Genomic DNA, 22322 nt, shown 5'->3' on the forward strand with positions numbered 1-22322 from the left:
TACTTGTGCTGGAGCTTTGGAGAATTGAGTTGGATTGTTACTTCGCAGTGCCTGTTCATGTCGAGATTGTCTCTGTAGGGGTAACCCGTGCATCTCACTAGAGTAAATTCCCTTAAATATTCCTCTCTCAGTACGAAAACCCTCTGTAGCTGATGGAATTTGAATATTCTTTGCATCATCTAGATGTACTTGTGCTGGAGCTTTGGAGAATTGAGTTGGATTGTTACTTCGCAGTGCCTGTTCATGTCGAGATTGTCTCTGTATTTTTTCTTGCTCTTTTACTTTATTTCGCTTACGGATTTGTTCATCATAAAGTTTCTTCAACTCATCTTTGCGAACTTCTCCAACCACAGCAATTGTGATGGAATCTAGCCATTGAGGAAGGGCATTAATAGGATTGCACCATAGTTGTTCAATATGAGAAAATAAACTATCTCGTTGCTGATGAGGAATATCTTTTGGGTCTAGCCAGACTTTACCTACCTTTTCGCGATCGCTAGTATCAACTTCGTACCAAAAGTTAATATTTGCGAAGGAGCCAGCATCTAATTCTTTTGCCAAATTTGGGTAATCACACTTGATTTTTTTGATGTGAAACCAAACATTTTTTTTATGTCGTTGATTAGCATTCCTAAATGTGCGACTTACAAAGCCGAAACCTCTTTCTGTATTGTATTCCTGAACCTGACCAAATTCCACTTCCATTACTACAACTCCCTGTTAAATATTGTAGGTTATGTTGAGGGCACGAAACCCAATTACCACCTGTCAGTTAATTGATTATAGCCTAGTGGCATCCCGACCTCTGAACTAATCAACCTTGCCCAACTCCCCCAACTCCTGCTTTCCCCAACTTACGGAAACTAACCTCCACCAAACCCTCCAATTCCTCTGCATCGATCGCACCAAATTCGATAACCCCAACAACCCCGCCAACCATATCTACTGCATATCAAAAAATACCACTACACCAAATCCAGATAAGATAGTAGGGTGCGTCGCCATCTGCAATTTGCCGATCGAATCGACAATCTCACAGATCCGCACCGCCTGCACAGAGGTGAGAGAAACCGGGTTTTTGCGCGTTGCTGTGAGAAACCGGGTTTTTGAGTTCAATCAAAACTGGGAAGCCAATATTGTGGCAAAAACCCGGTTTCTGATTTGTGCGCGGGGGGTGAAAGAAACCTTCTGATTTGTGCGCGGGGCTTAAGCTGAGACAATACTATATGACATTATATGACCGCACGGATTCCCATGATGATATAATATGTCAATCCCACAAAAAAGTCAAGCAAAATAAGTGCGATCGCCCGCAAAAATTTTGAGACATTCAAGAATGTAAGTGTCAGATTAGATATAGGTTGGTGATGGCTTTCCTCGACTACAACAGCGCAACTACAAACTTATTAACTCAGAACTAATAAATATAATATGATTTTAGGTTTCGATCCGGGTAAAGACAAGTGCGGCATCGCCGTGATGGGTAGAGATAAGAACGTCTTCTATCATCAAGTTGTGCTGTCCGACGAAGCAATATCTACGATTCAATCTCTGTGCAAACAGTTTCCCATTGAGTTATTAGTCATGGGAGACCAAACAACTTCTAAAAGTTGGAAACAAAAACTCAGTCAGAGTTTGTCGCCGGAGATCGAAATTGTTCGGGTTGACGAGAGGTACAGCAGTTTGGAAGCGAAGGATCGTTACTGGGAAATGTACCCTCCGACGGGCCTTTCTCGCTTGATTCCCCAGGGGATGCGGACTCCGCCGCGGCCTGTAGATGATATAGTGGCGATCGTCCTAATTGAGAGATATTTGAACAAACAGTTGACAGTAGACAGTTGACAGCGAGGTTTTCAAGCAAGTTCTAAAAACTTTAGGTTTCGTGGGAAATCCTATTTTTTACTGAATCAGTTAAATCTAGCTAATCTTGTTGAACCATCCACACCAAGAATCCTAAAATGGTTTCCACGGGAAGCAGCGGATAATCGGTAAGGTCGATCGTCACAGTTGTTCCTGAAAGCTTGAGAAAACGCCATTGAGTGCCGCTGCTGATACAACCGTAAATAGTGGCGATCGGGTGTTCTGCTGCTTCGTTAAAGCGCTGTGCCGCTACCATTTCAGCAATACATTGACCGATACCTTCGTTCAGATCGGCTTTTTTTGCTTCCACAACTACGATCGCGGGCGCTTCTACGGTAAGCTGTTCGGGCGATCGACTAATTAAAAAATCGACGTATCCGGTGAGATCGCAACTGGGATCAACATTGAATTCCCGTCCCGAAAATAAACTGATTTGGCGGTTCATCAAGCGCCGGACTTCTTGCAAAACTGGGTAGACAATGGCTTCCGATCTGGCTTTTTCTGAACCAACTGCGATCGTCCAAGGCAAATCTTCTAATTCGCTACTCAATCTCGGACTGGGATTAATTGATTCTACCTCCGGAAAAAACCGAGTTCCCTCCACGATAGTTAACTGAAAGTCTTTTTTAGCTCTAGTAATTGTGAATTGACTGTAAGGCATAATCCGATAGCTTTTTTGATAATACAGACTTTTATTCTTATAATTATGCCTAAATTTGAAACAATCTGGAATTTGTTTGAGTTCAGCTAATAAAATGTACCCTAAATTAATCAGATCGCTCCTTGAATAACACTTAGTGCTACTTAATGACTGCTTCGGTCAAAATTACCTTACCATTCTGCCGCACTTGCAGGCGTTCGGGGTTAATCGAATAGATAATATTGCCGTTAGTCGCTTCATAAGTTCCGTCGTCACCTGTAGTTACTTGCATTACATTGATTTGGGTGCCATTTATTTTGCTGAGGCCCCGGTAAAAAATATCGCCTTCTTGGGTTTTGCAAATGTATATAGAAAAGTTGGGAGTTGCGAAAGATTGCACCATTTCGGCTCTCGGACATCCCTCAACTTGAGCAATTTGCAGCGGTTGATAATTCCGCAAACTGTTCGGTGCGATCGCCCGCACTTTGCCAATCGGTTGATTTAGTGCAGTTGCTTCTGCTGAGGCGGTCAAAAAGCCGTGAAGCGAAGCTATCCCGAAGGGAATCGCACTAATGCCAACCATAACTAGACTTACTCCTTTAATGCCCTTAACTCTATCTTTATAAAACATCTTCTCACCCCTGGCTTTAACTATATAATTACATCTTAAGCGATCTTTGCTGGATATTAATAATATTTAATGTCAGAGACCAGAGGCCCAGGGAGCACGGTAAACCCTAGGTTTAAGTAAGGTGCTGACGGATCGCCATACACCAGTGAAAATACATAACTATGTCAATGCGATCGCAGGACAGCAATCTCTTGCATTTATGACAATTCTACGCTCTTAGGGCTTGTGTACGCTGAGCCCAGAAACCCGGTTTTTTTATATATTTCTCCTTACTCAACCTTTTATTTTCGTAGGAACCGGGAATCAGCGCCCCCATGCGATCGCGAACCGACTCTGTTATATCATTTCCGGTTATACCGGAATGATGTTGACTGTTAACGGTTCACTGTCAACAGTCAACAGTGAACCGTTAACAGTCAAAAGTCAACAGTGAACTAGAATTTACTGTTCCGATGCTAACGGATTTGATATTACACCGTAATGTTTATTTGCGCTTACCTATTTATTGAATAATAAAAAGGGAAACAGAAAATACATTTTTTCTCCCATTTCCCCTTTTTTAAAGGACGGTCGTCCTGACGGCGAACCTAGTAATTAATTAACGGTCGCCAACTGTTTGTCTTTGATTTCCACAGGCGCAGATAATGCTTCTTCCAAATCGGCACAGCCGAGTTTTTCCTCCAAAATTGCCATCACTTCGCGGCCGAAATCCTTGGAATTCCGCTGCCAAGCTTCTAAACAAATCTCTCCGAAAAACGAACCCAAAGGCTCGGGATTCCACAGCAATTTGCGCGCTGTCCAAGGCATCAAACTCATCGGATCGTAACCCGGTTGCAGAATATCCTTTTTAAAGGCGTATTCTTCTAAAATAGTGTGCGGCTGCAACCCGATAAAGAAAATAGCAGGTTCTACTTTATCTGCTCCAAAAATCCGCTCTAGTTCTCGGTGATAAGCAATAGTTTGCCGGATGGTTTCAAAGGTTTCGTCAATGACGTTAAACGAGTAATTCACGGAAACCACATCGTTGTAACCGGCTGCTTTTAAATCGCGACAATTTTCCAAAACTACTCGCAAGTTGTAGCCCATCCGCATTTTACGAACCAGTTCCTGGGAACCGCTGGTGATGCCGATTTCAAAGTAATTCATCCCCGTTTTTACCATCAAATCGCACAATTCGGGTGTGAGATTGTCCGCACGGATGTAAGCGGCCCAGTGGATGTCTGTCATGCCGGCGGCGATGATTTTTTGCAATAATTCAACTGCATCATCGATGAATTTGCGTGCGGGGATAAATTGAGCGTCGGTAAACCAGAAATTGCGGATACCTCGATCGTACAATTGCCGAATCTCCGCCACCACCTCATCGGCCGGATTGATCCGCACTTGTTTCCCTTCAATCACCGTATAAATGCAGTAACAGCAATTATGAGGACAGCCGCGCTTGGTTTGGACTCCCACGTAGAAGTCCATATCCTGTAGATAATAGGAAAATTCCGGCCAAATCGTTTCGATGTAGTTATAATTGCAGGCTGTTTTCTCGATGTTGGCTGGCTTTTCGTGAATTAGCCTCGCGCGCGGCACGGTTTCTCCCACCACATAACATCTTTCCTCGGCCAAATCTTCGCCCTTAATCAACTTCTCCAGCAAAGCTTCGCCTTCCCCCACCGAAACCACAGTTCCCGCCGGCAAACTGCGGCCCAACTGCTCGTAAAACACGCTCACAGCACCACCCCCGACCACTGCACGAGCTTCGGGGCGGTATTTCCGGGCCCGCTTCAATCCGCGCTTAATCAGTCCCAAATTGCGCCAGAGTTCGGTGTAGTAAGACGCGGCTAAACGCAGTCCTCCGAGTGCTCCCCGGAACTTGATCAGCAGATTTTTGGCGTAGTAAAACTCGAAGGCATTTTGCAAGGGGTTGCCGCCCCGGCCGCCCACGGGCGCGTAAATTTGAATGTCCCGCCAAGAGAAAACTATCAGCGTCGGCTTAAACTCGTCTATGCTGGCATCTAAAGCTTTAGCGAAATCCAGGGGGGGCACCGCGCCTAAATCGAAAATGCGCTGTTCGACATCGGGAAACAGCTTGTGTACGTGATCCGAAAGATACACAACTCCGATCGGGAAAATCGGATTGCAAGGGAGGCGAACGTACAGGACTCGGTTTTCTCGGCTTTCCATGATTGCCATATCCTAAACTGGAACTTTTTCCGCTATGTTAATATTCTTTTAATATAACTTTACAATCTCTCTAATTCTCGCAATTTGACATTAAATATTCTTAAATTTTTCTATTGGGCTCAAGGCCGAGCCTGTTGGTGTCGATGGGCGACAGCAGCAGAAAAAAGCTAATTTTTAAGCAAATACAGCGTATATTGACCGAAGATCCAAGCTGGGAGTCAAAAAACAGATATTTATCCGGTTAAAATAAAAATGTGGTACGATCGGTCTCTAATGTATTAGGGAGTTGGTAGTCCGCTTTACAGTAGGTGGGATCGCCTAGTGTTAGCCTGATAATATAACTAAAACTTTTAGGCAAGGCTCCCTCACCATTTATGGCTCAAATTCTTGACCCCGTACCCTTAGACAGCGACAGCAAGATTCTGTGCTGCTACGTCAACGCCACCAGTCAAATTCAGATTGCTCGCATCACCAACATTCCTAACTGGTACTTTGAACGAGTAGTTTTTCCCGGACAGCGCTTAGTATTTGAAGCGATACGGACCTCCGCATTGGAAATACACACCGGGATGATGGCTAGTGCAATTTTGTCGGATACAATCCCTTGCGATCGCTTGCAGATTAACGAAGGTCCCTATTCAAACCTCAATCGTAACAGATCCCGACAGGAAGCTCAGGGCGATCGAACAGCAATGGCCGGCCGCCCCAAATCCCGAGAAAACTCAGAACCTTTGACTGTACCGGCACTAACCGCCGTCGATTAATCGGAGTTGTGAGTTTTGAGTTATAAATTATCAGTTAATTGATAGCTCCGCGCTCAAAATTCCAACTTCTGCAAAGCGGTAAAAAATCAAAACTTAAGAATCAAAGTTTCTGAAATGAATTTTAGCACCCAACTCACAACTGCAAATATTGGCTGGTTTTTCCTATTTCCCTGAGTTTTGTTGGCGGGCCGGAAAGCTGTGCAAAAATATCAATAAACAGCTTCTCGAAATTCAGCCATGTCAGCACAACCTCTTGCCTCTTCCCCATCTTCTGCCCCAGTATTTGAGCCGGCGGTATTCCGGCTTTCTCCCCTGATTAGAATCACGCTGTTGAGCTTGTACACAGCCCTGACAATTCCCTTGCCGTTTTTGTCGGAAGTAACGAAAGCACCGGTTCCCCCCGCCGTACTCTGGGCGGCAATTGTTGTCGGCGCTGTGGGCCTCTACGGCGTGCTCAGTGAAAGGGTAATTTTGAGCGAGGAAGGGATTGAAGTGACATATCCCAACTGGTTTCCGCGTTTTTTTCGCAAGGGTTGGTCCCTACCTTGGACTGAGGTAAAAGCTCTCAAACCTCGATCGACCGGTCAAGGAGGTTTAGTTTACTATTTTTTGAGTCATTCGGGAGAAGGTTATTTGCTACCCATGCGGGTGGCTGGATTTGCTAAATTAGTCGGTTTGGTGGAAGCAAAAACAGGTATTGATACTAGAGATGTCCGCCCTTTGTCGCAGCCTTGGATGTATCTTATTTTACTTTTATGTACGCTGCTGTTGCTGTTGGTGGATGCCTGGACTATTGTCACGGCGATCGGGCTTCAAGGGAATCTGTAAATTAATTGTGGGGTAGGTTTTCCTAGCCCGCCCCAAATATGCAGGTTAAATGTGGAACATCCGATCGAACACGCGCAAAAATGAAAAACCCGGTTTCTTTAAGCAGCCGGGTTTTTGCGTATTCTATTATTTATTTAAGCTACTTAACTTGGGCCGATCGCCGAGTGGTAGGCGATTCGTAGTAAACTCCCGAACCTGTATCCGAGACAAAATGACAATCCCAGTAAGAGCGAATAAAGCTCTTCCAAATAGGCTCGGTTGACTTGCGATAATAATCGCCCAACACTGGCTTGATGGCTTCGGTTGCTTCCTTCAAGTGATAGTGCGGCATCGTCGAGAAAATGTGGTGGGCTACGTGAGTCCCGATGTCGTGATGGATGGAATTGATAATTCCGTAGTCGCGATCGATCGTAGACAATGCACCTTTCAAGAAAGACCAATCTTTACCGCGATACCAAGGAATATCTGCTTCTGTGTGGTGCATGAATGTTACCAAATCCAGCCACATCACGAACACTACATAGGGAACCAAGTAGAACTTGAGCAAAAACAGCCAACCAAACTGATAGGTTAGGGCGCCTAAAAAGCCTACCATCAGTACCAAGGATGCGGAACTCGTCAACACATCCCATTTTTCGGACGGACGGAAAAGCTGGCTGCCGGGCATGAAGTGAGAACCTGCCCGAACGCCCGATCCGCGAAACAGATAAATTGGGTAGGCAAATAACATCAAATAGAAGCGTCCCAGCTTTTCGTACCAGCGCATTTCTTCGTAATGGCTCTCCGACACGGGATACCAGCTTTCATCGTTATCTAAGCTGCCTGTATTCGCGTGGTGGGTTCTGTGACTGATCCGCCAACCGTGGAAGGGCACGAGAATTGGAGCGTGGGAGAGGTGTCCGATCAGGTTGTTGAGCCATTTGCTCTTAGAAAATGAACCGTGTCCGCAGTCGTGGCCGACTACAAACAATGCCCAAAACATCGTTCCCTGCATCAACCAAAAGATTGGGTAAAAGAGCCAGGAATCCAGGGTGTAGGCGATCGCATACAAACCTGCGATAATTCCAAGATCTAAAAAGAAGTAAGCCAGAGATTTCCAGGCCGAGGGTTCAAAACAGTGAGCTGGAATGGCTGCCTTGATATCAGCAAGAGTAAAAGGTAACTCTGTTGTACGAGAGGATGAGCCTTGATTGCTCGGGGGGTTGAGAACAGTATTTGATTGCACAAAGTTTCCGATTTAAGCTGACTTGAGAAACCGCACTCCGCCTTCTTTCAACAGTCAATCGATTTTAGATTTTAGATTTTAGATTTTAGATTCACTCCACAGATGAATCTGGGGGCTTAAACTAAGATCTAAATTTTTTGGCTCTCCCCGACATGAGTCGGGGGGTTGTATCCCTCAGCAGGTGAGGTAACATTCAACCTGCAAGGAGCCATATTTTTTACTCTCCAAGGGTTTCTAAAGTTCTTTAGTTCGCATGAACAGCCCGTCCGCGATTCTCAAGCAACTTGGCTTGGGGAATACTTGTATGGGGAAAATTAGTGCGATCGACCCTGTTATCTGAAAAAATCTCATGTGCCCGTTGTTCGTGCGAAATGCGACTTCAATCTGAGAGTGGACATCTGGAGGAAATACCTCCAGTCTCCAGGTAGCATACAGCGATTGCAGCAGGAATTGTGAACGAGAGTGTAGGGAAAGACCCATCGATTTGAGATTGGTGATTTTAGATTGAGGGACAAATCTCAAATCTCAAATCTCCAATCAGAATCTTGGGTTTCACGCAAGTTCTACCCAAGCGACTGTTCACTATAGTTCACAAATTCTGCAATTATTGCTACAGCTAAGTTAATGTAACATTACTTCACACATTCTGGCAACGACTTACCAGAAAATTTTGAAAATCCATAAATCGCGGAAAATGAGGGGCGATCGCTTTCTCGCTTTTTGATTTTCTAGGTGCCAGCCTTTTCTAATAGGAGCTTAGACCGTTTTACCACTTCTGGAACGTCAATTGGATAATCACCCGTGAAACACGCCGAACAAAAACTCATCGGGTCTTCGTTAGTTGCCTTCAGCATGCCATCCCAACTCAAGAAAGCCAAGGAATCAACCCCAATTTGGACGCCGATTTCTGCGACTGACTTAGTAGCGGCAATCAACTGATCTTGATTGTCGGTGTCGATCCCGTAGAAACAAGGATGAGTCACCGGCGGCGAGGAAATTCTCATGTGAACTGCGGTCGCGCCCGCATCCCGCAAGGCTTTGACGATTTTGCGGCTGGTAGTACCGCGCACGATCGAATCGTCGATAATGATTACTCTTTTTCCTTCCAACACATCTTTGAGAGGGTTGAGTTTCATGCGGATTCCTGACTCCCGCATTGTCTGAGTCGGTTGAATAAAAGTGCGCCCGACGTAGCGGTTTTTAATCAATCCTTCGGCGTAAGGAATGCCGGAAGCTTGAGAAAAGCCGATCGCGGCCGGGATTCCAGAATCGGGAACGCCGATGACTATATCAGCATCAGTCGGAGATTCTGCTGCTAACAAACGCCCGATCCGCAGTCGGTAGCTGTACAAACTTTCACCTTCCATCTGGCTGTCGGGTCGAGCAAAATAGATCATTTCAAAGATGCAAAGTTTGCGCTTCTGCTGCTGGCTCCAGTGGAATGAAGCCATACCTTCCTCTGTAATCCAAACTAATTCCCCCGGTTCTACGTCGCGCAAAAATTCAGCTCCGATAATATCCAAGCCGCAAGTTTCCGATGCTAAAACGTACCGTACCGGAGTTGTGGGGAGGATGCCAATTACCAGCGGGCGAACTCCGTGGGGGTCGCGGACTCCCATCACGCCTTGGGGGGTGGCGATCGTCAAACTAAAGGCTCCTTGGCACATACCAAAGGCACTGATCGCTGCTTCCAGCCAGTCTTTGCCATTGTCTACCTCCCAGCCGATCGCCACTGCGATCGCCTCTGAATCCGTCGTGCTGACAAACTCGCACTTCCGAGACAGCAATTCTTCTCGCAATTCTTTGGTATTGACCAGATTCCCGTTATGTGCTAGAGCCAGACTTCCCAAACGAGTTTCGACAACCACAGGCTGAGCGTTGACCACGCGCGAGGAGCCCGTAGTAGAGTAGCGAGTGTGGCCTACGGCTAAGTTACCGGGCAAGTGACCTAAACTCGATTCGTTGAAGACTTGGGAAACCAGTCCCATATCTTTGTGCAGGTGGACTTTTTCACCGTCAAAAGTGGCAATCCCTGCGGATTCCTGACCCCGGTGCTGCAAAGCATACAAACCGAAGTAGGTCAACTTGGCGACATCTTCACCCGGTGCGTAGATACCAAAAACGCCGCAAGCTTCCTCGGGCTTGTCGGGTTTGCTAGAATGCTCGTCAGCCGCGAAAGAATGGTTGGGAATCATAGATAGGTGGGTTCCTAATGGGGACGGTATGTTAGGGGGACAATTTCACCGATTCGTTCTTTTGGGGAAGATGTCGCGTAACTTAACATTTCTTTAATCTTGCCACGGATCTGTCATTATTTCCAACTTGTGTAGCATTTCAGACAGAAGCGATGCGACGTTCAATCGCATTGTAGTATCGATCGCCCCCCGATCCTATATTAACCTTGATTAATGGTGGGCCCTCGGGCGATCGATGGGGCGCGATCGGTGGGGGGATCGATGGGGCGCGATCGATGGGGCGAGTGAAATCGCTTCTGTCGAAACTTTCGTCCGCGCAACGCCAGACCAAGAGATAGGCGATCGTGCAAGGGAAAATAAATTAAAAACTTGCTTGACGGGCTTTTTCAAATAGTAGAATTTAAGGCCGATCGATCTTGACTTCTTTAGGAAATTGACCTACTATATCATCATGGGAATCTGTGCGGCCATGTAAAGTCATTTTTGGCGCGATCGAGTATTAAGTAATGTCGTATTTTTTAGCTGCGTCGCTATGAGATTTGCATCTTACTTGGAGATTGTAGAGAGCGACGCACCCTAAAGCTTCAACCTGCGCCCCATCAGGTTTTCGTTGGTGTAGACGCGGTTTCAACCGCCGATTCCAATTCTTGAAAAATTTTGTAACTACCGCAAACTACTTCGATACAAATATCCCCTTTCAGTCGAAAGTAGAAAAGGGGCGACGAACCTGTCTCAATCAAACCTGCTTGATTTTGAAAAGGATAGGACAAGGTAGATAAAATTTGACTCTTATCTTCTGTCAATTGTCTTAATTCTGCGTTACCCACCCAGAAGCAAGACTCTTCTGAGTCGGAGTTGACTGGTTGAGAGATTACCTGATGAACGAGTTGATAGAATTCGATCGAAGTGTCATAAATCCCGGTTCCGAATGTAAAGTCTAAGCGCAAGGTTAAAGGTTGGGGGATTAGAGTAATGCCTGCGAGGTCGGCACTTTTCAAGTCTTCTATGCAAAAATGTTTTAAAGGGCGATCGGTTGTAGCACTCATAGAATTATTAAATTCAATTAAGATATGGACGGCGGCCCAGAACGATAGACACGAATCACTTTTCCCGTCAGAATCTCAGCAGTAGATATCGCATCATTGATATTCGCACTCAGTCTAGGCATACCGTCATCTCGCGTGCAGGCAACAATACCACAATGGTCAGGTTTCAGCTTGTGCAGTTGAAAGAAATCGCGCCGATTGACGGTCAAAACAGCCCGATTTTCACTGGTCGCAAATGCTAATACATCCTCATCAGGTAGTCCAGCATTTCCTGCTTCTTGAACAGTCTGGACATCATGCCCCAAAGACCGCAGATTTTGCACAACTTGTCGGGGAAATTGTTCGTCTGCATAGAGGCGTGCCATAGGTTTATTTAATATTTTCAGGTGTATCTAAGATTTCGTCAGCATCATCTTGCTGTCGAATTGCTGACTCAATTTCGTCAGGATAAGCTTCAGTATAAGCCCAAACATTTACCAAATCAGCAGCGCTGAGATGGGGGTAGCAGTCTAGGATAAAAGCATCGGTAGCGCCGTCATTGCGATAGCTGGCGAGCAACCAAACGGGAATGCGAGTTTTGTCAATACAAGCATCACCGCCCATCACGCCGGGAGTTTTGGTTATCGGGCGGCCGCTGTTTTTCAGGCTTTGAGTTAAGATGCTTATTGCCTCAGCTTTTTCGATCGCCGTTAAGGCCAGGAGTTGTATTTCTAATTCTTGGATTGTCATAGAAATTTTGGGATTTATGAATTGTGTAGCTATTTGATATTGTAAGGCGATATCTCTATCAGTTATCAAGCTCGGTAGGCTTAATTCTGCGGTAGGGGCGGGTTTTACCAATCATCTATGTCGGAACGAACAACATAATAAACCCGCCCCGGCCTAATCTCCGAATCCTCTTCACAAGCCCCCGGATTCATCCGTGGGGTCTATCTTTGAATTCTTTAATCTAAAATCTAAAATCTAAAATCTAAAATCGATTGACTGACTCTCGCGGTGTGTCGCTGCGAGATTGTCGATCGAACTTGCAGATTGTTTCGGGCGACGCACCCTACGGCTTCAACCCGCTAAAGGGCTAGAGAGCAGAGAAGAGTCCTCGCCGGGAAAACTAGGACGAGGAAGAAACCGACGCTACCGCAACGCGAAAACCCCTGTCCCTCCCCCTGCTGTCCGCCGAGCGGTAGCAAAGATCGGCACCACGGCAATAGACCGCATTGTTGCGCCAGGAACCACCACGCAGCACACGGTATTCAGATCCACCACCAGTTTCCCAAGAACTTCCATCAGTCGGTGCGCCATAGTAGTTATCATGCCAGCGATCGCTGCACCATTCCCAAACATTCCCGTGCATATCATACAAACCAAACGGATTCGGCCCAAAACTCCCCACATCCGTTGTTTGTTTGCGGTAAAGTCCCTTCGGCGCAGCACCGTAGGGATAATTGCCATCATAATTAACTAAATCCGGGGTAATTGTTTTGCCAAAATAGAAAGGCGTTGTAGTTCCGGCGCGACAAGCATATTCCCATTCGGCTTCCGATGGTAAACGATAAGTCTTCCCTGTTTTTTGAGAAAGTTTCCGGCAAAATTCCACAGCATCATCCCAGGTAACTTGTTCTACAGGGAGTTGTTTGCTTTTGAAAAAACCTTTGAAATGAGAAGGGTTATTCCCCATCAACGCTTGATATTGTGCTTGAGTGACTGGATATTTACCCATAAAAAAAGGAGAGATATTCACAGTACGCTGCGGCGTTTCATTGTCCCTTCGTTCTGCTTCGGTATTAGGAGAACCCATCACGAAACGGCCGCCAGGAATTGCTACTATGTCTAAGATTGCACCGCTACCTAAATTTTCCCGGAAAAATTGTGCTTGACGCTGTTGGCGGTTAGTTATATTACCCCGCACATCAACTGTCACCTTGTCAAAGTCAAACCTTTTTAAAGTATGTATAAAATTTGGCGTTGACTGACGTTGAAAATCTCTTAAAACTTCCTCTGCTGATTGATAGCGCTGCTGGATACCTTTTGCCAACAACTTAGATAAAATCAATGCCAGTCCCTTGTCTATAGGATTCTTCAAATGTTTCTGCCAATTGGCAGTCCAGCTATAACCGTGTTCCGTCCACAAACCATAAGGATGTACTCCCGTCAGTAGATGAAAAGCCGTCGCCCCCAAGCTAAACAAATCGCTGGCTGCATAAGCTTCACCTCCTTGCATTTGTTCAAGGGGCGCATAACCAAGCGTACCAATTTGCGTTCCCAGTCTCGACATCACTGTTCCCGACAACTGTTTGGAAACTCCGAAATCAATCAGCACTAACACACCGTCGCTGCGACGGCGCATAATATTCTCTGGCTTGATATCTCGGTGAATGATTTTTTGTTCGTGAACAAACTTGAGAACAGGTAGAAGTTCTAGTAATACTTGCTTAACTTGGCTTTCTTGCCAAATTCCCTGATTTTGGAAAAGCGTCAACAAATTATCACCATCGACAAACTGCTGTACGAGATACAAATATTTGTCTTGTTCAAAATAGGCATCTAGTGATGGAATTTGGGGATGTTGTCCTAGCTGTTGCAGTTGTCTGGCTTCTTGCTGAAATAACTCTACAGCTTTGTTAATCGCCCAAGTTCCCTGGACATTTGGTGCTAATTGTTTAACGACACAGCGTTGATTTAGTCTATCAATATCTTTAGCTAAATAGGTTCTACCGAAACTGCCTGCACCGAGGAATCCTATCATCCGGTAACGGTTTCGCAGGATGGGGACGAGTTCAAGGTGACAATCGATGCAATGTGTACGCCCGCCGGGGTTTTCAGGCTTTTTGCAGTTGGGATTGATACACCAAATCATTTATTTTACGAATGATATTGTTTATATTATATAGTGTCTAAGAACCCCGATTTATGTAATATGTTTTTGCAAGAATCGTGAATTTTGTAAGAAGTCGAGGTTCTAGGGTGTTTTTTAAACCCGGAGATCCCCCCTAGCCCCCCTTAAGAAGGGGGGGACAAGAGTATTCAAAGTCCCCCTTTTTAAGGGGGAGTTAGGGGGATCGAAACTTCACGTTGTCAGACAGATGCAATTCGACGCTCGATCGCATTATAGAATCGATCGCCCATCTCACCCATCGCCACCTCAATTAACACTTGATTATCAGCACTCACAACACGCAAAGGTGAGTCAGCGCAGCAAACTAAACCAATTTTCTGCCACATTTTGGTCAAATGTTCTTGCAGGTAAGCCTCCCAAATTTTTTGATGTTTCGGTGCGACTGAAACTACAATGCAGTTGCCCATTTCACCAAACAAAATTTCATCCCAGCGGCCGACCTTTTCCGAATTGAAACTGAGATGAATTTCCGCACCCATTTTAGCAGAGATACAGCATTCCGCGAGGGCGATCGCAATTCCACCTTCCGCACAATCATGGGCAGAACCTACCCAACCTTGCCGAATTCCCTCGCGGCAAACCGATTGCACTTTTCTTTCCAACTCAAAATCTATCCTTGGCGGTTTCCCAGCGACAATCCCGTGAATTGCCGCTAAATATTCCGAACCTCCCAAAGTAGGAGAAGTTTCGATTTTTGAGCTTTCAGATAAAAGTTCTGAGTTTGGGGATGATTCCCCCATTCCCAGCACATAAATTAAATCACCTTTCTTTAGCCAAGCTTGGCCAGAAATCTTCTTCAAATCGGGAATTAACCCCACCATTCCGATTACCGGAGTCGGATAAATTGGTTGAGGATTTCCCTCAGCATCAACCGTCTCATTGTAAAGAGAAACATTGCCGCCAGTAACAGGCGTTCCCAACTCCCGACAAGCATCAGCAATCCCCCGACAAGCTGACGCTAACTGCCAATATCCGATAGGCTTTTCAGGACTGCCAAAATTCAAATTATCAGTAACTGCCAGAGGTTCAGCACCCACGCAGCTTAAGTTTCTCGCTGCTTCCGCTACGACTGCTTTTGCACCTTCATAAGGATCGAGATAAACATAACGAGAATTGCAATCAACCGTTGCAGCAACTCCCGGTATAACCCCCGGCTGCGGCACTTCTTTCTTGCTAAGGGGGGGAGAAAGTTTGGGAGTTTCCCTACCTTGTGCCTTTTTAAATAGAGGAATTACCTCTTCTTCCTGTTTGCTTTCAGAAACTTCTTCCACAGCATCTTCTCTCTGTAGCCCCTCCTTAGCAAGGGGGGGTTCTTGCAGCCCGTTAGCAAGGGAAGATTGGCAGGGTTCTAGCGGACGCAATCTGACAACCGCAGCATCAGCACCTCCCGGCAAAACTACAGTATTGTTTTGCACTTGATGGTCGTATTGGCGATAAACCCAGCGTTTAGAAGCGATAGTGGGAGTATCTAAAAGCGTCAGCAAAATCTGATTCCAAGTTTGGAAATTACCTTTAACTTCGATACCCGCTGCGGTGGATTTTGGCAGCGAGTCCGCCGTCCATTCCCATGCTTTCTTAGCATATTCTGGCGGTTCTGTCAACAATTCTCGGTGATAAATGGGCGTGTTATCTGCCAAAGCAGTGGCGGTAATTTCGGCAGCGATTTCGCCTTTAAAGAGAATTCGGACGATCGGCTTTTCGATAACTGTCCCCGCTACTACGGCGTGCAATCCCCAGCGGTGGAAAATATCGATTAATTCTTGTTCGCGTCCTTTTTGGGCAACAAACAACATCCGTTCTTGGGATTCCGAAAGCAGGTATTCGTAGGGAATCATGCCGCTTTCTCGAACGGGAACTTTGTCTAAATCGAATTCAATGCCGACGCCGCCTTTGGCTGCCATTTCTGATGTGGAACAGGTGATTCCGGCGGCACCCATGTCTTGGGCGGCGACGACTGCACCGGTTTTGAATGCTTCTAAACAAGCTTCAATTAAGGATTTTTCTAAAAATGGATCTCCTACTTGGACTGCGGGGCGATCGTCCATTGATTTGTCTGTCAATTCGGCACTGGCAAAACTTGCTCCTCCCATGCCATCTCGCCCGGTAGTTGAACCGACATAAAGCACGGGATTTCCGATGCCGGATGCTCCGGATTTTACGATTTCTTGAGTTTCCATTAAACCCAAGGCCATGACGTTAACTAATGGGTTGCCGGAATAAGCAGGATCGAAGTAAACTTCGCCGCCAACTGTGGGTACTCCGATGCAATTTCCATAATGAGAAATTCCCGATACTACGCCTTTGAACAATCTCTGAGTTTTAGCATCGTCTAAGTTGCCGAAACGCAGGGAATTTAAAAGTGCGATGGGGCGGGCCCCCATTGTGAAGATATCGCGGAGAATCCCCCCGACACCGGTTGCTGCACCTTGGAAAGGTTCGACGGCTGAGGGGTGGTTGTGGGATTCAATTTTGAAGGCGAGTTGCAAGCCGTGTCCCAAGTCTACGACGCCGGCATTTTCTCCGGGTCCGACGAGAATTCGATCGCCCTCTGTGGGAAACTGTTTTAATAGCGGTCGCGAATTCTTGTAACAGCAGTGTTCGCTCCACATGACGCCGAACATTCCCAATTCAGCTTTATTGGGGTGGCGGCCAAGACGCTGAACGATTTCTTCATATTCTTCAGGTGTGAGTCTTTCACCGGCAATTTGTTGGGGGGAAAATGGGGATTCGGAGATGGGAGACATGGAAACTCGTTATAAACCACAGGCTTTATTCTAAATGCCCTTTGGTTGGTTAATCTAAAATCTATAATCTAAAATCTATAATCCTAGGTCTTTGGGTTGTGAATCTAAAATCTAAAATCTAAAATCTAAAATCTCAGCCCTGTGGTTGGTTAATCTAAAATCTATAATCTAAAATCGAATGACTTACCCTCGAAATCTCAATTTTGCTAACCAAGACTTGCGGAACCGTTCTTTTAAAGGTCTTGACTTGTCTGGGGCGAATTTCAGCGGTTGCGACATTCGAGGCTGCAATTTCACCGGGGCGATTTTGAGGGGGGCAAATTTTCAGGGTGTCAGAACCGGACAAAGCCGCAGGCGGGTGAAAAATTTGATTGCTAGGGCTGGGCTAGCTGCGGTGACAGTGACGACGGCTGGGGCTTTGACTGGACTCATTGGCGGGGCGGATGCGGGGGCTGTGGCGGTGACGGGAACGGCTGCTACGGCGATTGCTGTGACTAGGGGCGAGGCTGGAATTGTGGCGGGGTCTGTGGCTGGGGCTGCTGCTGCGATCGGCGCTAGCGGTATTGTGACATTTTTGGGCGGAGATACTCTCAGGGGAATTGTCTTATTTTTGGTTTCAGGGGTAATTCTTGGGTTAACTGCGATCGGCTTTTTTATCGCTGTTGAACAAATAGAAAAATTGTCGGTGACATCGTTTAGAAAAGCTGATTTGACTGATGCTGTATTCGATGCGGGGGCGATTATAGATGCAGATTTTTCCGATGCGCGAGGATTGCGGTGGTAGACTGCACAATTACTGATTTCTCACCCATTCCCGCAATTCTCGCACTGCTGCGGTTGCGCCTGTAGTTTGACACCGATCGATAAATTCGTCAACTTTTGCAGTCGGTAGCATTGGGAAAGCCCGGGAAAATTTGCACTCGGCATATTCGCCATTTTGCAATTGATAAAACTTGATGCTTCGTCCGTCGTACCGCCAAATTTCGGGGACTCCTAAATCTGCATATAAATCGAATTGATTTAAGGAACTGCTGGTAAGATCAATTTCTAGTGCTAAATCGGGCGGCGGATCTTCAGCAAAGTCTAATTCGGTTCTCCCTCTGACCAGTGCTTCATTCTGGATATAATAGCATGAATCTGGTTCTTTTCCCGCTGTTTTTTGGCGTTTTTTAATCGTCATTGAGCCAAAGGGATTGTATTCCAGATTGAGTTCTTCTATGAGAGTTACAATTAAGCGATCGATCAGCCTGTTGCGATTTTCATGTTCCGGTAGTGGCACCATAATTTCTAATTGACCTTGATGATAAGCAATTCTGGTGGAACGTTTTTGGCCCAGTTCGGCTAGCAGGCTTTCATATAACTGCCAACTGATATTGGGGAGTAAAACTCGCTGTTCGGGGGGGGTTGATATTGTTAGCATTTTACTTTGGTTTTAGAGCTTGAGAATATTTTAGTTTATCCTTTTTTTTGCGGACCGCCCAAAAAGTATCTGCCGACAGCTACGGTCCTGCGCTACTCTAGTTAATAATAGACTGTGGTCATTAGTCCTTGTTTTATGAAGCTGCGATCGTTCTTTTCTTTCCTCATTGCTGGCGTGTTGGCACTCTTAGGCTTGAGTGCCGGTGGTTTTTACTGGCTGACAACTCACACTCCCCTGAATTTGCTCGCTGGCGGGCCGACAACTACTCCGGCTGCGGCTGTGTTTGTCTCGAAACAAACACCTTTGTTAGCTTCAATGCTGGTAAATCCCGATCGCCTCGAAGCATTGCGACAAGTTTTTGCCACTCCCGAACAAAGAAGTCGATCGCACGCAGAATTTGAGCAAATCAAAAAAAGTCTCCTCGCCAATACTGGTCTGGATTACAGTCGAGATATCCAACCTTGGATCGGTGACGAAATCACCCTCGCCGTCACAACTCCAGATTTAGAACGCGACAGCAACAACGGGCAACAAACTGGGTTTTTGCTGGCGGTTTCCTCCCAAAATGTCGATCGCAGCCAACAATTTCTCGAATCTTACTGGCGAAAACAATCTCGGGCGGCTAAAACAGTGCAGTCGGAAATATATAAAGGCGTGCAAATTAATTATAAAAAAGTACCAACAGCTAACAAAAAAAACTCTGCGCTTTCGCCTTTCAACCCGCTTTCTCTGCCGAAGACAACTTTGCCGCCCAGCTTCGCAACAGCGGCAATCGGCGACAGTTCAGATTCAGGAAATAACCTTAGTTTTGTTTTATTTGCCAATAGCCCAAATGTGATTCGAGATGCAATTAACAATGTTGCAGCAGCTAACCTAAATCTCAACAATAGTCCTAACTATCAAAAAGCTTTCCAGCAGTTAAGTCAAGGCAGAATTGCTTTAGCATTTGTTAATCTGCCGCAGTCACAAACCGGGCAAAATCCCCAAGTTTCTCTTAATTCCCTCGCAGTTGCTGTCGGAGTCAACCGACGGGGATTGCTGGCTCAAACTGCTTTAGTGACATCGCGAGAAAACACAGCTTCTCCAACACTCTCAGAACCGGTGAAAGCCTTGCAATACATTCCCTCCGCCAGTCCTTTCGCGGTCGCCAGCACCGATTTAAGGAATTTTTGGGCTGATTTGTCATCGGCGGTGTCTACTAATGCAGAAGTCTCAAAATTAGTCGATCGCACCTTCGCAGATATTCAACAAGTTTGGGGGGTCAACCTGCAGCAGGATATATTTAACTGGGTACAAGGAGAATACGCTTTAGGAGTGCTTCCGAATTCGTCAAATAGTGCGGACTGGATTTTTGCCGCCGAAAAATCTGCTGATTCCCAAAAGGATCTCGACAAACTCGATGAAATTGCCCGCAGTAAAGAATACAGCATCGGCAGCTTCACTCTCAGAAACCAGAAAATTACCGCTTGGACCCAGTTGACAACGAGTCAAAATTTGGGTAAAAAAAATAAGAGAAAAAGTGCGATCGAAACCGAGGCAAAAGGAGTCCGAGCCACCGTCGGCAAATACGAAATTTTCACCACTTCAGTAGAAGCAATGGACGCAGCACTAGAAGCAGCAGAAACAGGCTCTTTAGTTGCCAATCAAGATTTTCAAACCAGCATTGAACCGCTACCACCATCTAACGACGGCTATTTTTATTTAGACTGGCCCTCCTGCAGGGCAATTTGGGAAAAACAAATCCCGCTGTTGAGGTTAATTGAACTTTCGGCAAGACCATTGTTCGACCACTTGCGATCGCTCACCGTCACCAGTACCGGGGAAATAACAGGAATTCGCAAAGCTACAATATTTATGCGGCTGAATTAGTTAGTAGTCAGTAGTCATTAGTCAGTAGTCAGAAGGAAGGAAGAACGAAGAAGGAAGAAGGAAGAAGGAAGAAGGAAGAACGAAGAAGGAAGAAGGAAGAAGGAAGAAGGAAGAAGGAAGAAGGAAGAACGAAGAAGGAAGAAGGAAGAAACTATGCCCTGCGCGGGCCAATGCCCGATTCCCAATAACTAAGGACTAATCACTACTGACTCATTCACCTTTTTGGGTTTCCCAAAATAAGCTTGAAAAACCTCTTTGGCGATCGGGGCTGCTGCAACAGAACCAAAACCGCCATTTTCGACAACCACGGCGATCGCAATTTCCGGCTTGTCAGCGGGCCCAAAGGCGACATACAAAGAGTGATCCTTCTGTCCGATGACCTCCGAAGTCCCTGTTTTGCCCCCCGTCAGCGGAATCGAACCGTCATTCATCCCCTGTCCCGTACCCTCGGCAACCACCGCGATCAGTCCTTCCTTAATCACCTGAATGGTTGAAGGTTTCATCCCTGTATGTACCCGTTGAGTCTGCGGCGTGCCGGTCATAGAAGCCAAAAGATGGGGCTTCACGCGATAGCCGCCGTTAGCGATCGAACTCACCATCACCGCCGCCTCCAAAGGAGTCATCAACACCAACCCCTGCCCGATCGACATCGTTACTGTATCACCCGCATACCAAGGTTCTTTATAGATTTTCTCCTTCTGGGCCGGCGTCGGGATTTGACCGTGATCGCCACCGCCTAGCCCCAAAAGATTCAAATCCGTCTCCTTGCCAATTCCCAAGCGGTGTCCCCACTTAGAAATTTGCTCGGGCCCGGTACTAATCCCCACTTGATAAAAAAACGTATTGCTGCTGAAAGCCAAGGCCTCCCGAAAGCCGATGTTGCCGTAACCGCCACTGTGTTCGTTAAAATCAATTCCCCCGACAGTAATGTAAGACGAAGTACCGAGAATTGAGTCCGGCGAAAACTTGCCCGACTCCAGGCCCGCCACGGAAGTCACAATTTTAAAAGTGCTACCGGGGGGATAGCCTTGCATGGCCCGATTCAAAAATGGATTTTCCGCCTCTTGAAGAGTTTCCCACTCCTCCTTACTGATTTTTCGCGTAAACAGATTGGGGTCAAAAGTCGGGTGGCTAGCCATAACTAATACCGCCCCGGTTTTGACATCCAGGGCCACTACTGCTCCCCGGCGGTTCCCCAGGGCTTGTTCGGCTGCTTTTTGCATGGACAAGTCTATGGTTAGCTGCACCGCCTCACCCGGTTTAGGCGGTGTCTCTCCGATCAGCCGCAACTCTTGATTTTGGGCATTTACCTCGATCAGCCGATCGCCCCAAACTCCTGCTATCTTCTCGTTTGAACTCGCTTCTATGCCCATCTGACCGACAATCATCCCCATCGGATATTCCGGGTGAGCTTCCAAGTCTGCTGCGGTAGCTTCGCCAATATATCCGAGAACATGAGCTGCCAGACTGGCTTCGGGATAATAGCGCTTCGCTTCAGGTCGCACTTCCACTCCGCGTATTTGTCCCACCTGTTCTGCTAGTGGCACAAACACCTCTGGCGGCATCGCTTGCTTGATCCGCACCGGTCTGTAGGATAGAGGATCGACCTGTTTTATTTTTTGTAAAATTTCTGCAGCCGGGATTTTAACCAGCGGACTCAACTTCTCTGCTGTAACTTTCCACTCTTCCGGCGTTTGTTCTTTCGGCCACAAATATACCGATCGAGCTAAATTGTTTGCCGCTAGCAGCTTGCCTTTGCGATCGATAATGTGTCCGCGATTCGCCGGCATTGGCACTAGGCGAACGCGATTGTTTTCGGCTCGTTCCCGGTTTTGCTTCCCTTGTACCAGTTGCAGTTCCACCAGCCGACTAGCGTGCAGGCTCAGCAAACTGGTTGCCACTAGCATTAACACGATCGCCCGGTGTATCGGACGATCCTGTTTCTTAGGAGTTGCCCCCAGGGTTTTGTCAGAAGAGTGAAATCCTGAGGTCGAATAAATTTGTCGTTGCATCATTCTATAGGTAGATGTCA

The 22322-nt window shown here is 46.5% G+C and carries 19 protein-coding genes; 6 read left to right on the top strand and 13 right to left on the bottom strand.

Features of this window, described 5'->3' with window-relative positions:
• Positions 1-705, bottom strand: a 705-nt coding sequence (locus tag QUB56_RS02490; RefSeq protein ID WP_332952866.1) for a hypothetical protein, incomplete at its 3' end; no start/stop codon positions are given.
• A 115-nt stretch (positions 706-820) separates the two neighbouring features.
• Here QUB56_RS02490 and QUB56_RS02495 point away from each other — a divergent pair.
• Positions 821-1192: a hypothetical protein gene (locus tag QUB56_RS02495; protein WP_332952867.1), complete on the top strand. Its 372-nt coding sequence runs from the start codon at positions 821-823 to the stop codon at positions 1190-1192.
• A 239-nt stretch (positions 1193-1431) separates the two neighbouring features.
• The gene (locus QUB56_RS02500) at positions 1432-1842 is read left to right on the top strand and encodes a pre-16S rRNA-processing nuclease YqgF (protein WP_332952869.1); all 411 of its coding nucleotides are present in this window, start codon (positions 1432-1434) and stop codon (positions 1840-1842) included.
• A gap of 79 nt (positions 1843-1921) precedes the next feature.
• On the opposite strand, the gene QUB56_RS02505 is transcribed toward QUB56_RS02500, so the two are convergent.
• From QUB56_RS02505 to QUB56_RS02515, 3 genes are all read right to left on the bottom strand, one after another.
• Positions 1922-2521, bottom strand: a complete 600-nt coding sequence (locus QUB56_RS02505) for a hypothetical protein (RefSeq protein ID WP_332952871.1) — start codon at positions 2519-2521, stop codon at positions 1922-1924.
• A gap of 139 nt (positions 2522-2660) precedes the next feature.
• Positions 2661-3131 carry a hypothetical protein gene (locus tag QUB56_RS02510; RefSeq protein WP_332952874.1) on the bottom strand — a complete coding sequence of 157 codons (471 nt, stop codon included), beginning with the start codon at positions 3129-3131 and terminating at the stop codon, positions 2661-2663.
• A 594-nt stretch (positions 3132-3725) separates the two neighbouring features.
• Positions 3726-5306, bottom strand: coding sequence for a photosystem II high light acclimation radical SAM protein (locus QUB56_RS02515; RefSeq protein ID WP_332952875.1), 1581 nt, complete (start codon positions 5304-5306; stop codon positions 3726-3728).
• Positions 5307-5680: 374 nt separating this feature from the next.
• Here QUB56_RS02515 and QUB56_RS02520 point away from each other — a divergent pair, with 374 nt between their 5' ends.
• Positions 5681-6070 (top strand): DUF1830 domain-containing protein, encoded by a 390-nt coding sequence (locus tag QUB56_RS02520; RefSeq protein ID WP_332952876.1) that lies wholly within the window; start codon positions 5681-5683, stop codon positions 6068-6070.
• 237 nt (positions 6071-6307) lie between these two features.
• The gene (locus QUB56_RS02525) at positions 6308-6898 is read left to right on the top strand and encodes a hypothetical protein (RefSeq protein WP_332952878.1); all 591 of its coding nucleotides are present in this window, start codon (positions 6308-6310) and stop codon (positions 6896-6898) included.
• A gap of 139 nt (positions 6899-7037) precedes the next feature.
• Here QUB56_RS02525 and QUB56_RS02530 read toward each other — a convergent pair whose 3' ends face one another.
• From QUB56_RS02530 to purL, 7 genes are all read right to left on the bottom strand, one after another.
• Positions 7038-8123, bottom strand: a complete 1086-nt coding sequence (locus QUB56_RS02530; protein ID WP_332952879.1) for a DUF3474 domain-containing protein — start codon at positions 8121-8123, stop codon at positions 7038-7040.
• 728 nt (positions 8124-8851) lie between these two features.
• Entirely contained in the window at positions 8852-10318 is a 1467-nt protein-coding gene (purF, locus tag QUB56_RS02535; RefSeq protein WP_332952880.1) for an amidophosphoribosyltransferase, read from the bottom strand.
• Positions 10319-10917: 599 nt separating this feature from the next.
• The gene (locus QUB56_RS02540) at positions 10918-11364 is read right to left on the bottom strand and encodes a hypothetical protein (protein WP_332952882.1); all 447 of its coding nucleotides are present in this window, start codon (positions 11362-11364) and stop codon (positions 10918-10920) included.
• Between the two features lie 17 nt (positions 11365-11381).
• Positions 11382-11729, bottom strand: a complete 348-nt coding sequence (locus QUB56_RS02545) for a DUF5615 family PIN-like protein (RefSeq protein WP_332952884.1) — start codon at positions 11727-11729, stop codon at positions 11382-11384.
• A 4-nt stretch (positions 11730-11733) separates the two neighbouring features.
• Entirely contained in the window at positions 11734-12093 is a 360-nt protein-coding gene (locus QUB56_RS02550) for a DUF433 domain-containing protein (protein ID WP_332952886.1), read from the bottom strand.
• 379 nt (positions 12094-12472) lie between these two features.
• A complete protein-coding gene (locus tag QUB56_RS02555; protein WP_332952887.1) occupies positions 12473-14218 on the bottom strand; it encodes a bifunctional serine/threonine-protein kinase/formylglycine-generating enzyme family protein in 1746 nt (581 codons plus the stop codon).
• A gap of 218 nt (positions 14219-14436) precedes the next feature.
• A complete protein-coding gene (gene purL / locus QUB56_RS02560; RefSeq protein WP_332952888.1) occupies positions 14437-17001 on the bottom strand; it encodes a phosphoribosylformylglycinamidine synthase subunit PurL in 2565 nt (854 codons plus the stop codon).
• Positions 17002-17179: 178 nt separating this feature from the next.
• Here purL and QUB56_RS02565 point away from each other — a divergent pair, with 178 nt between their 5' ends.
• Complete coding sequence (locus QUB56_RS02565; RefSeq protein WP_332952891.1) at positions 17180-17785, top strand: pentapeptide repeat-containing protein; 606 nt, start codon at positions 17180-17182, stop codon at positions 17783-17785.
• 9 nt (positions 17786-17794) lie between these two features.
• Here QUB56_RS02565 and QUB56_RS02570 read toward each other — a convergent pair whose 3' ends face one another.
• Positions 17795-18421, bottom strand: coding sequence for a Uma2 family endonuclease (locus QUB56_RS02570; RefSeq protein ID WP_332952892.1), 627 nt, complete (start codon positions 18419-18421; stop codon positions 17795-17797).
• A 114-nt stretch (positions 18422-18535) separates the two neighbouring features.
• Between QUB56_RS02570 and QUB56_RS02575 the strand changes: the two genes are divergently transcribed.
• Complete coding sequence (locus QUB56_RS02575; RefSeq protein WP_332952893.1) at positions 18536-20290, top strand: DUF3352 domain-containing protein; 1755 nt, start codon at positions 18536-18538, stop codon at positions 20288-20290.
• 188 nt (positions 20291-20478) lie between these two features.
• On the opposite strand, the gene mrdA is transcribed toward QUB56_RS02575, so the two are convergent.
• Entirely contained in the window at positions 20479-22305 is a 1827-nt protein-coding gene (gene mrdA / locus QUB56_RS02580; RefSeq protein ID WP_332952896.1) for a penicillin-binding protein 2, read from the bottom strand.
• Between the last annotated feature and the right edge of the window lie 17 nt (positions 22306-22322).

This window comes from Microcoleus sp. AR_TQ3_B6 (assembly GCF_036702785.1).
GTDB lineage: Bacteria > Cyanobacteriota > Cyanobacteriia > Cyanobacteriales > Microcoleaceae > Microcoleus.

What these genes read in the sequence shown, in the direction of transcription:
- QUB56_RS02515 (WP_332952875.1), bottom strand. Translation starts at nt 5,306, where the DNA reads ATGGAAAGCCGAGAAAACCGAGTCCTGTACGTTCGCCTCCCTTGCAAT.
- QUB56_RS02565 (WP_332952891.1), top strand. Translation starts at nt 17,180, where the DNA reads ATGACTTACCCTCGAAATCTCAATTTTGCTAACCAAGACTTGCGGAAC.
- QUB56_RS02525 (WP_332952878.1), top strand. Translation starts at nt 6,308, where the DNA reads ATGTCAGCACAACCTCTTGCCTCTTCCCCATCTTCTGCCCCAGTATTT.
- QUB56_RS02540 (WP_332952882.1), bottom strand. Translation starts at nt 11,364, where the DNA reads ATGAGTGCTACAACCGATCGCCCTTTAAAACATTTTTGCATAGAAGAC.
- QUB56_RS02545 (WP_332952884.1), bottom strand. Translation starts at nt 11,729, where the DNA reads ATGGCACGCCTCTATGCAGACGAACAATTTCCCCGACAAGTTGTGCAA.
- QUB56_RS02500 (WP_332952869.1), top strand. Translation starts at nt 1,432, where the DNA reads ATGATTTTAGGTTTCGATCCGGGTAAAGACAAGTGCGGCATCGCCGTG.
- purL (WP_332952888.1), bottom strand. Translation starts at nt 17,001, where the DNA reads ATGTCTCCCATCTCCGAATCCCCATTTTCCCCCCAACAAATTGCCGGT.
- QUB56_RS02520 (WP_332952876.1), top strand. Translation starts at nt 5,681, where the DNA reads ATGGCTCAAATTCTTGACCCCGTACCCTTAGACAGCGACAGCAAGATT.
- QUB56_RS02510 (WP_332952874.1), bottom strand. Translation starts at nt 3,131, where the DNA reads ATGTTTTATAAAGATAGAGTTAAGGGCATTAAAGGAGTAAGTCTAGTT.
- purF (WP_332952880.1), bottom strand. Translation starts at nt 10,318, where the DNA reads ATGATTCCCAACCATTCTTTCGCGGCTGACGAGCATTCTAGCAAACCC.
- QUB56_RS02505 (WP_332952871.1), bottom strand. Translation starts at nt 2,521, where the DNA reads ATGCCTTACAGTCAATTCACAATTACTAGAGCTAAAAAAGACTTTCAG.
- QUB56_RS02555 (WP_332952887.1), bottom strand. Translation starts at nt 14,218, where the DNA reads ATGATTTGGTGTATCAATCCCAACTGCAAAAAGCCTGAAAACCCCGGC.
- QUB56_RS02550 (WP_332952886.1), bottom strand. Translation starts at nt 12,093, where the DNA reads ATGACAATCCAAGAATTAGAAATACAACTCCTGGCCTTAACGGCGATC.
- mrdA (WP_332952896.1), bottom strand. Translation starts at nt 22,305, where the DNA reads ATGATGCAACGACAAATTTATTCGACCTCAGGATTTCACTCTTCTGAC.
- QUB56_RS02570 (WP_332952892.1), bottom strand. Translation starts at nt 18,421, where the DNA reads ATGCTAACAATATCAACCCCCCCCGAACAGCGAGTTTTACTCCCCAAT.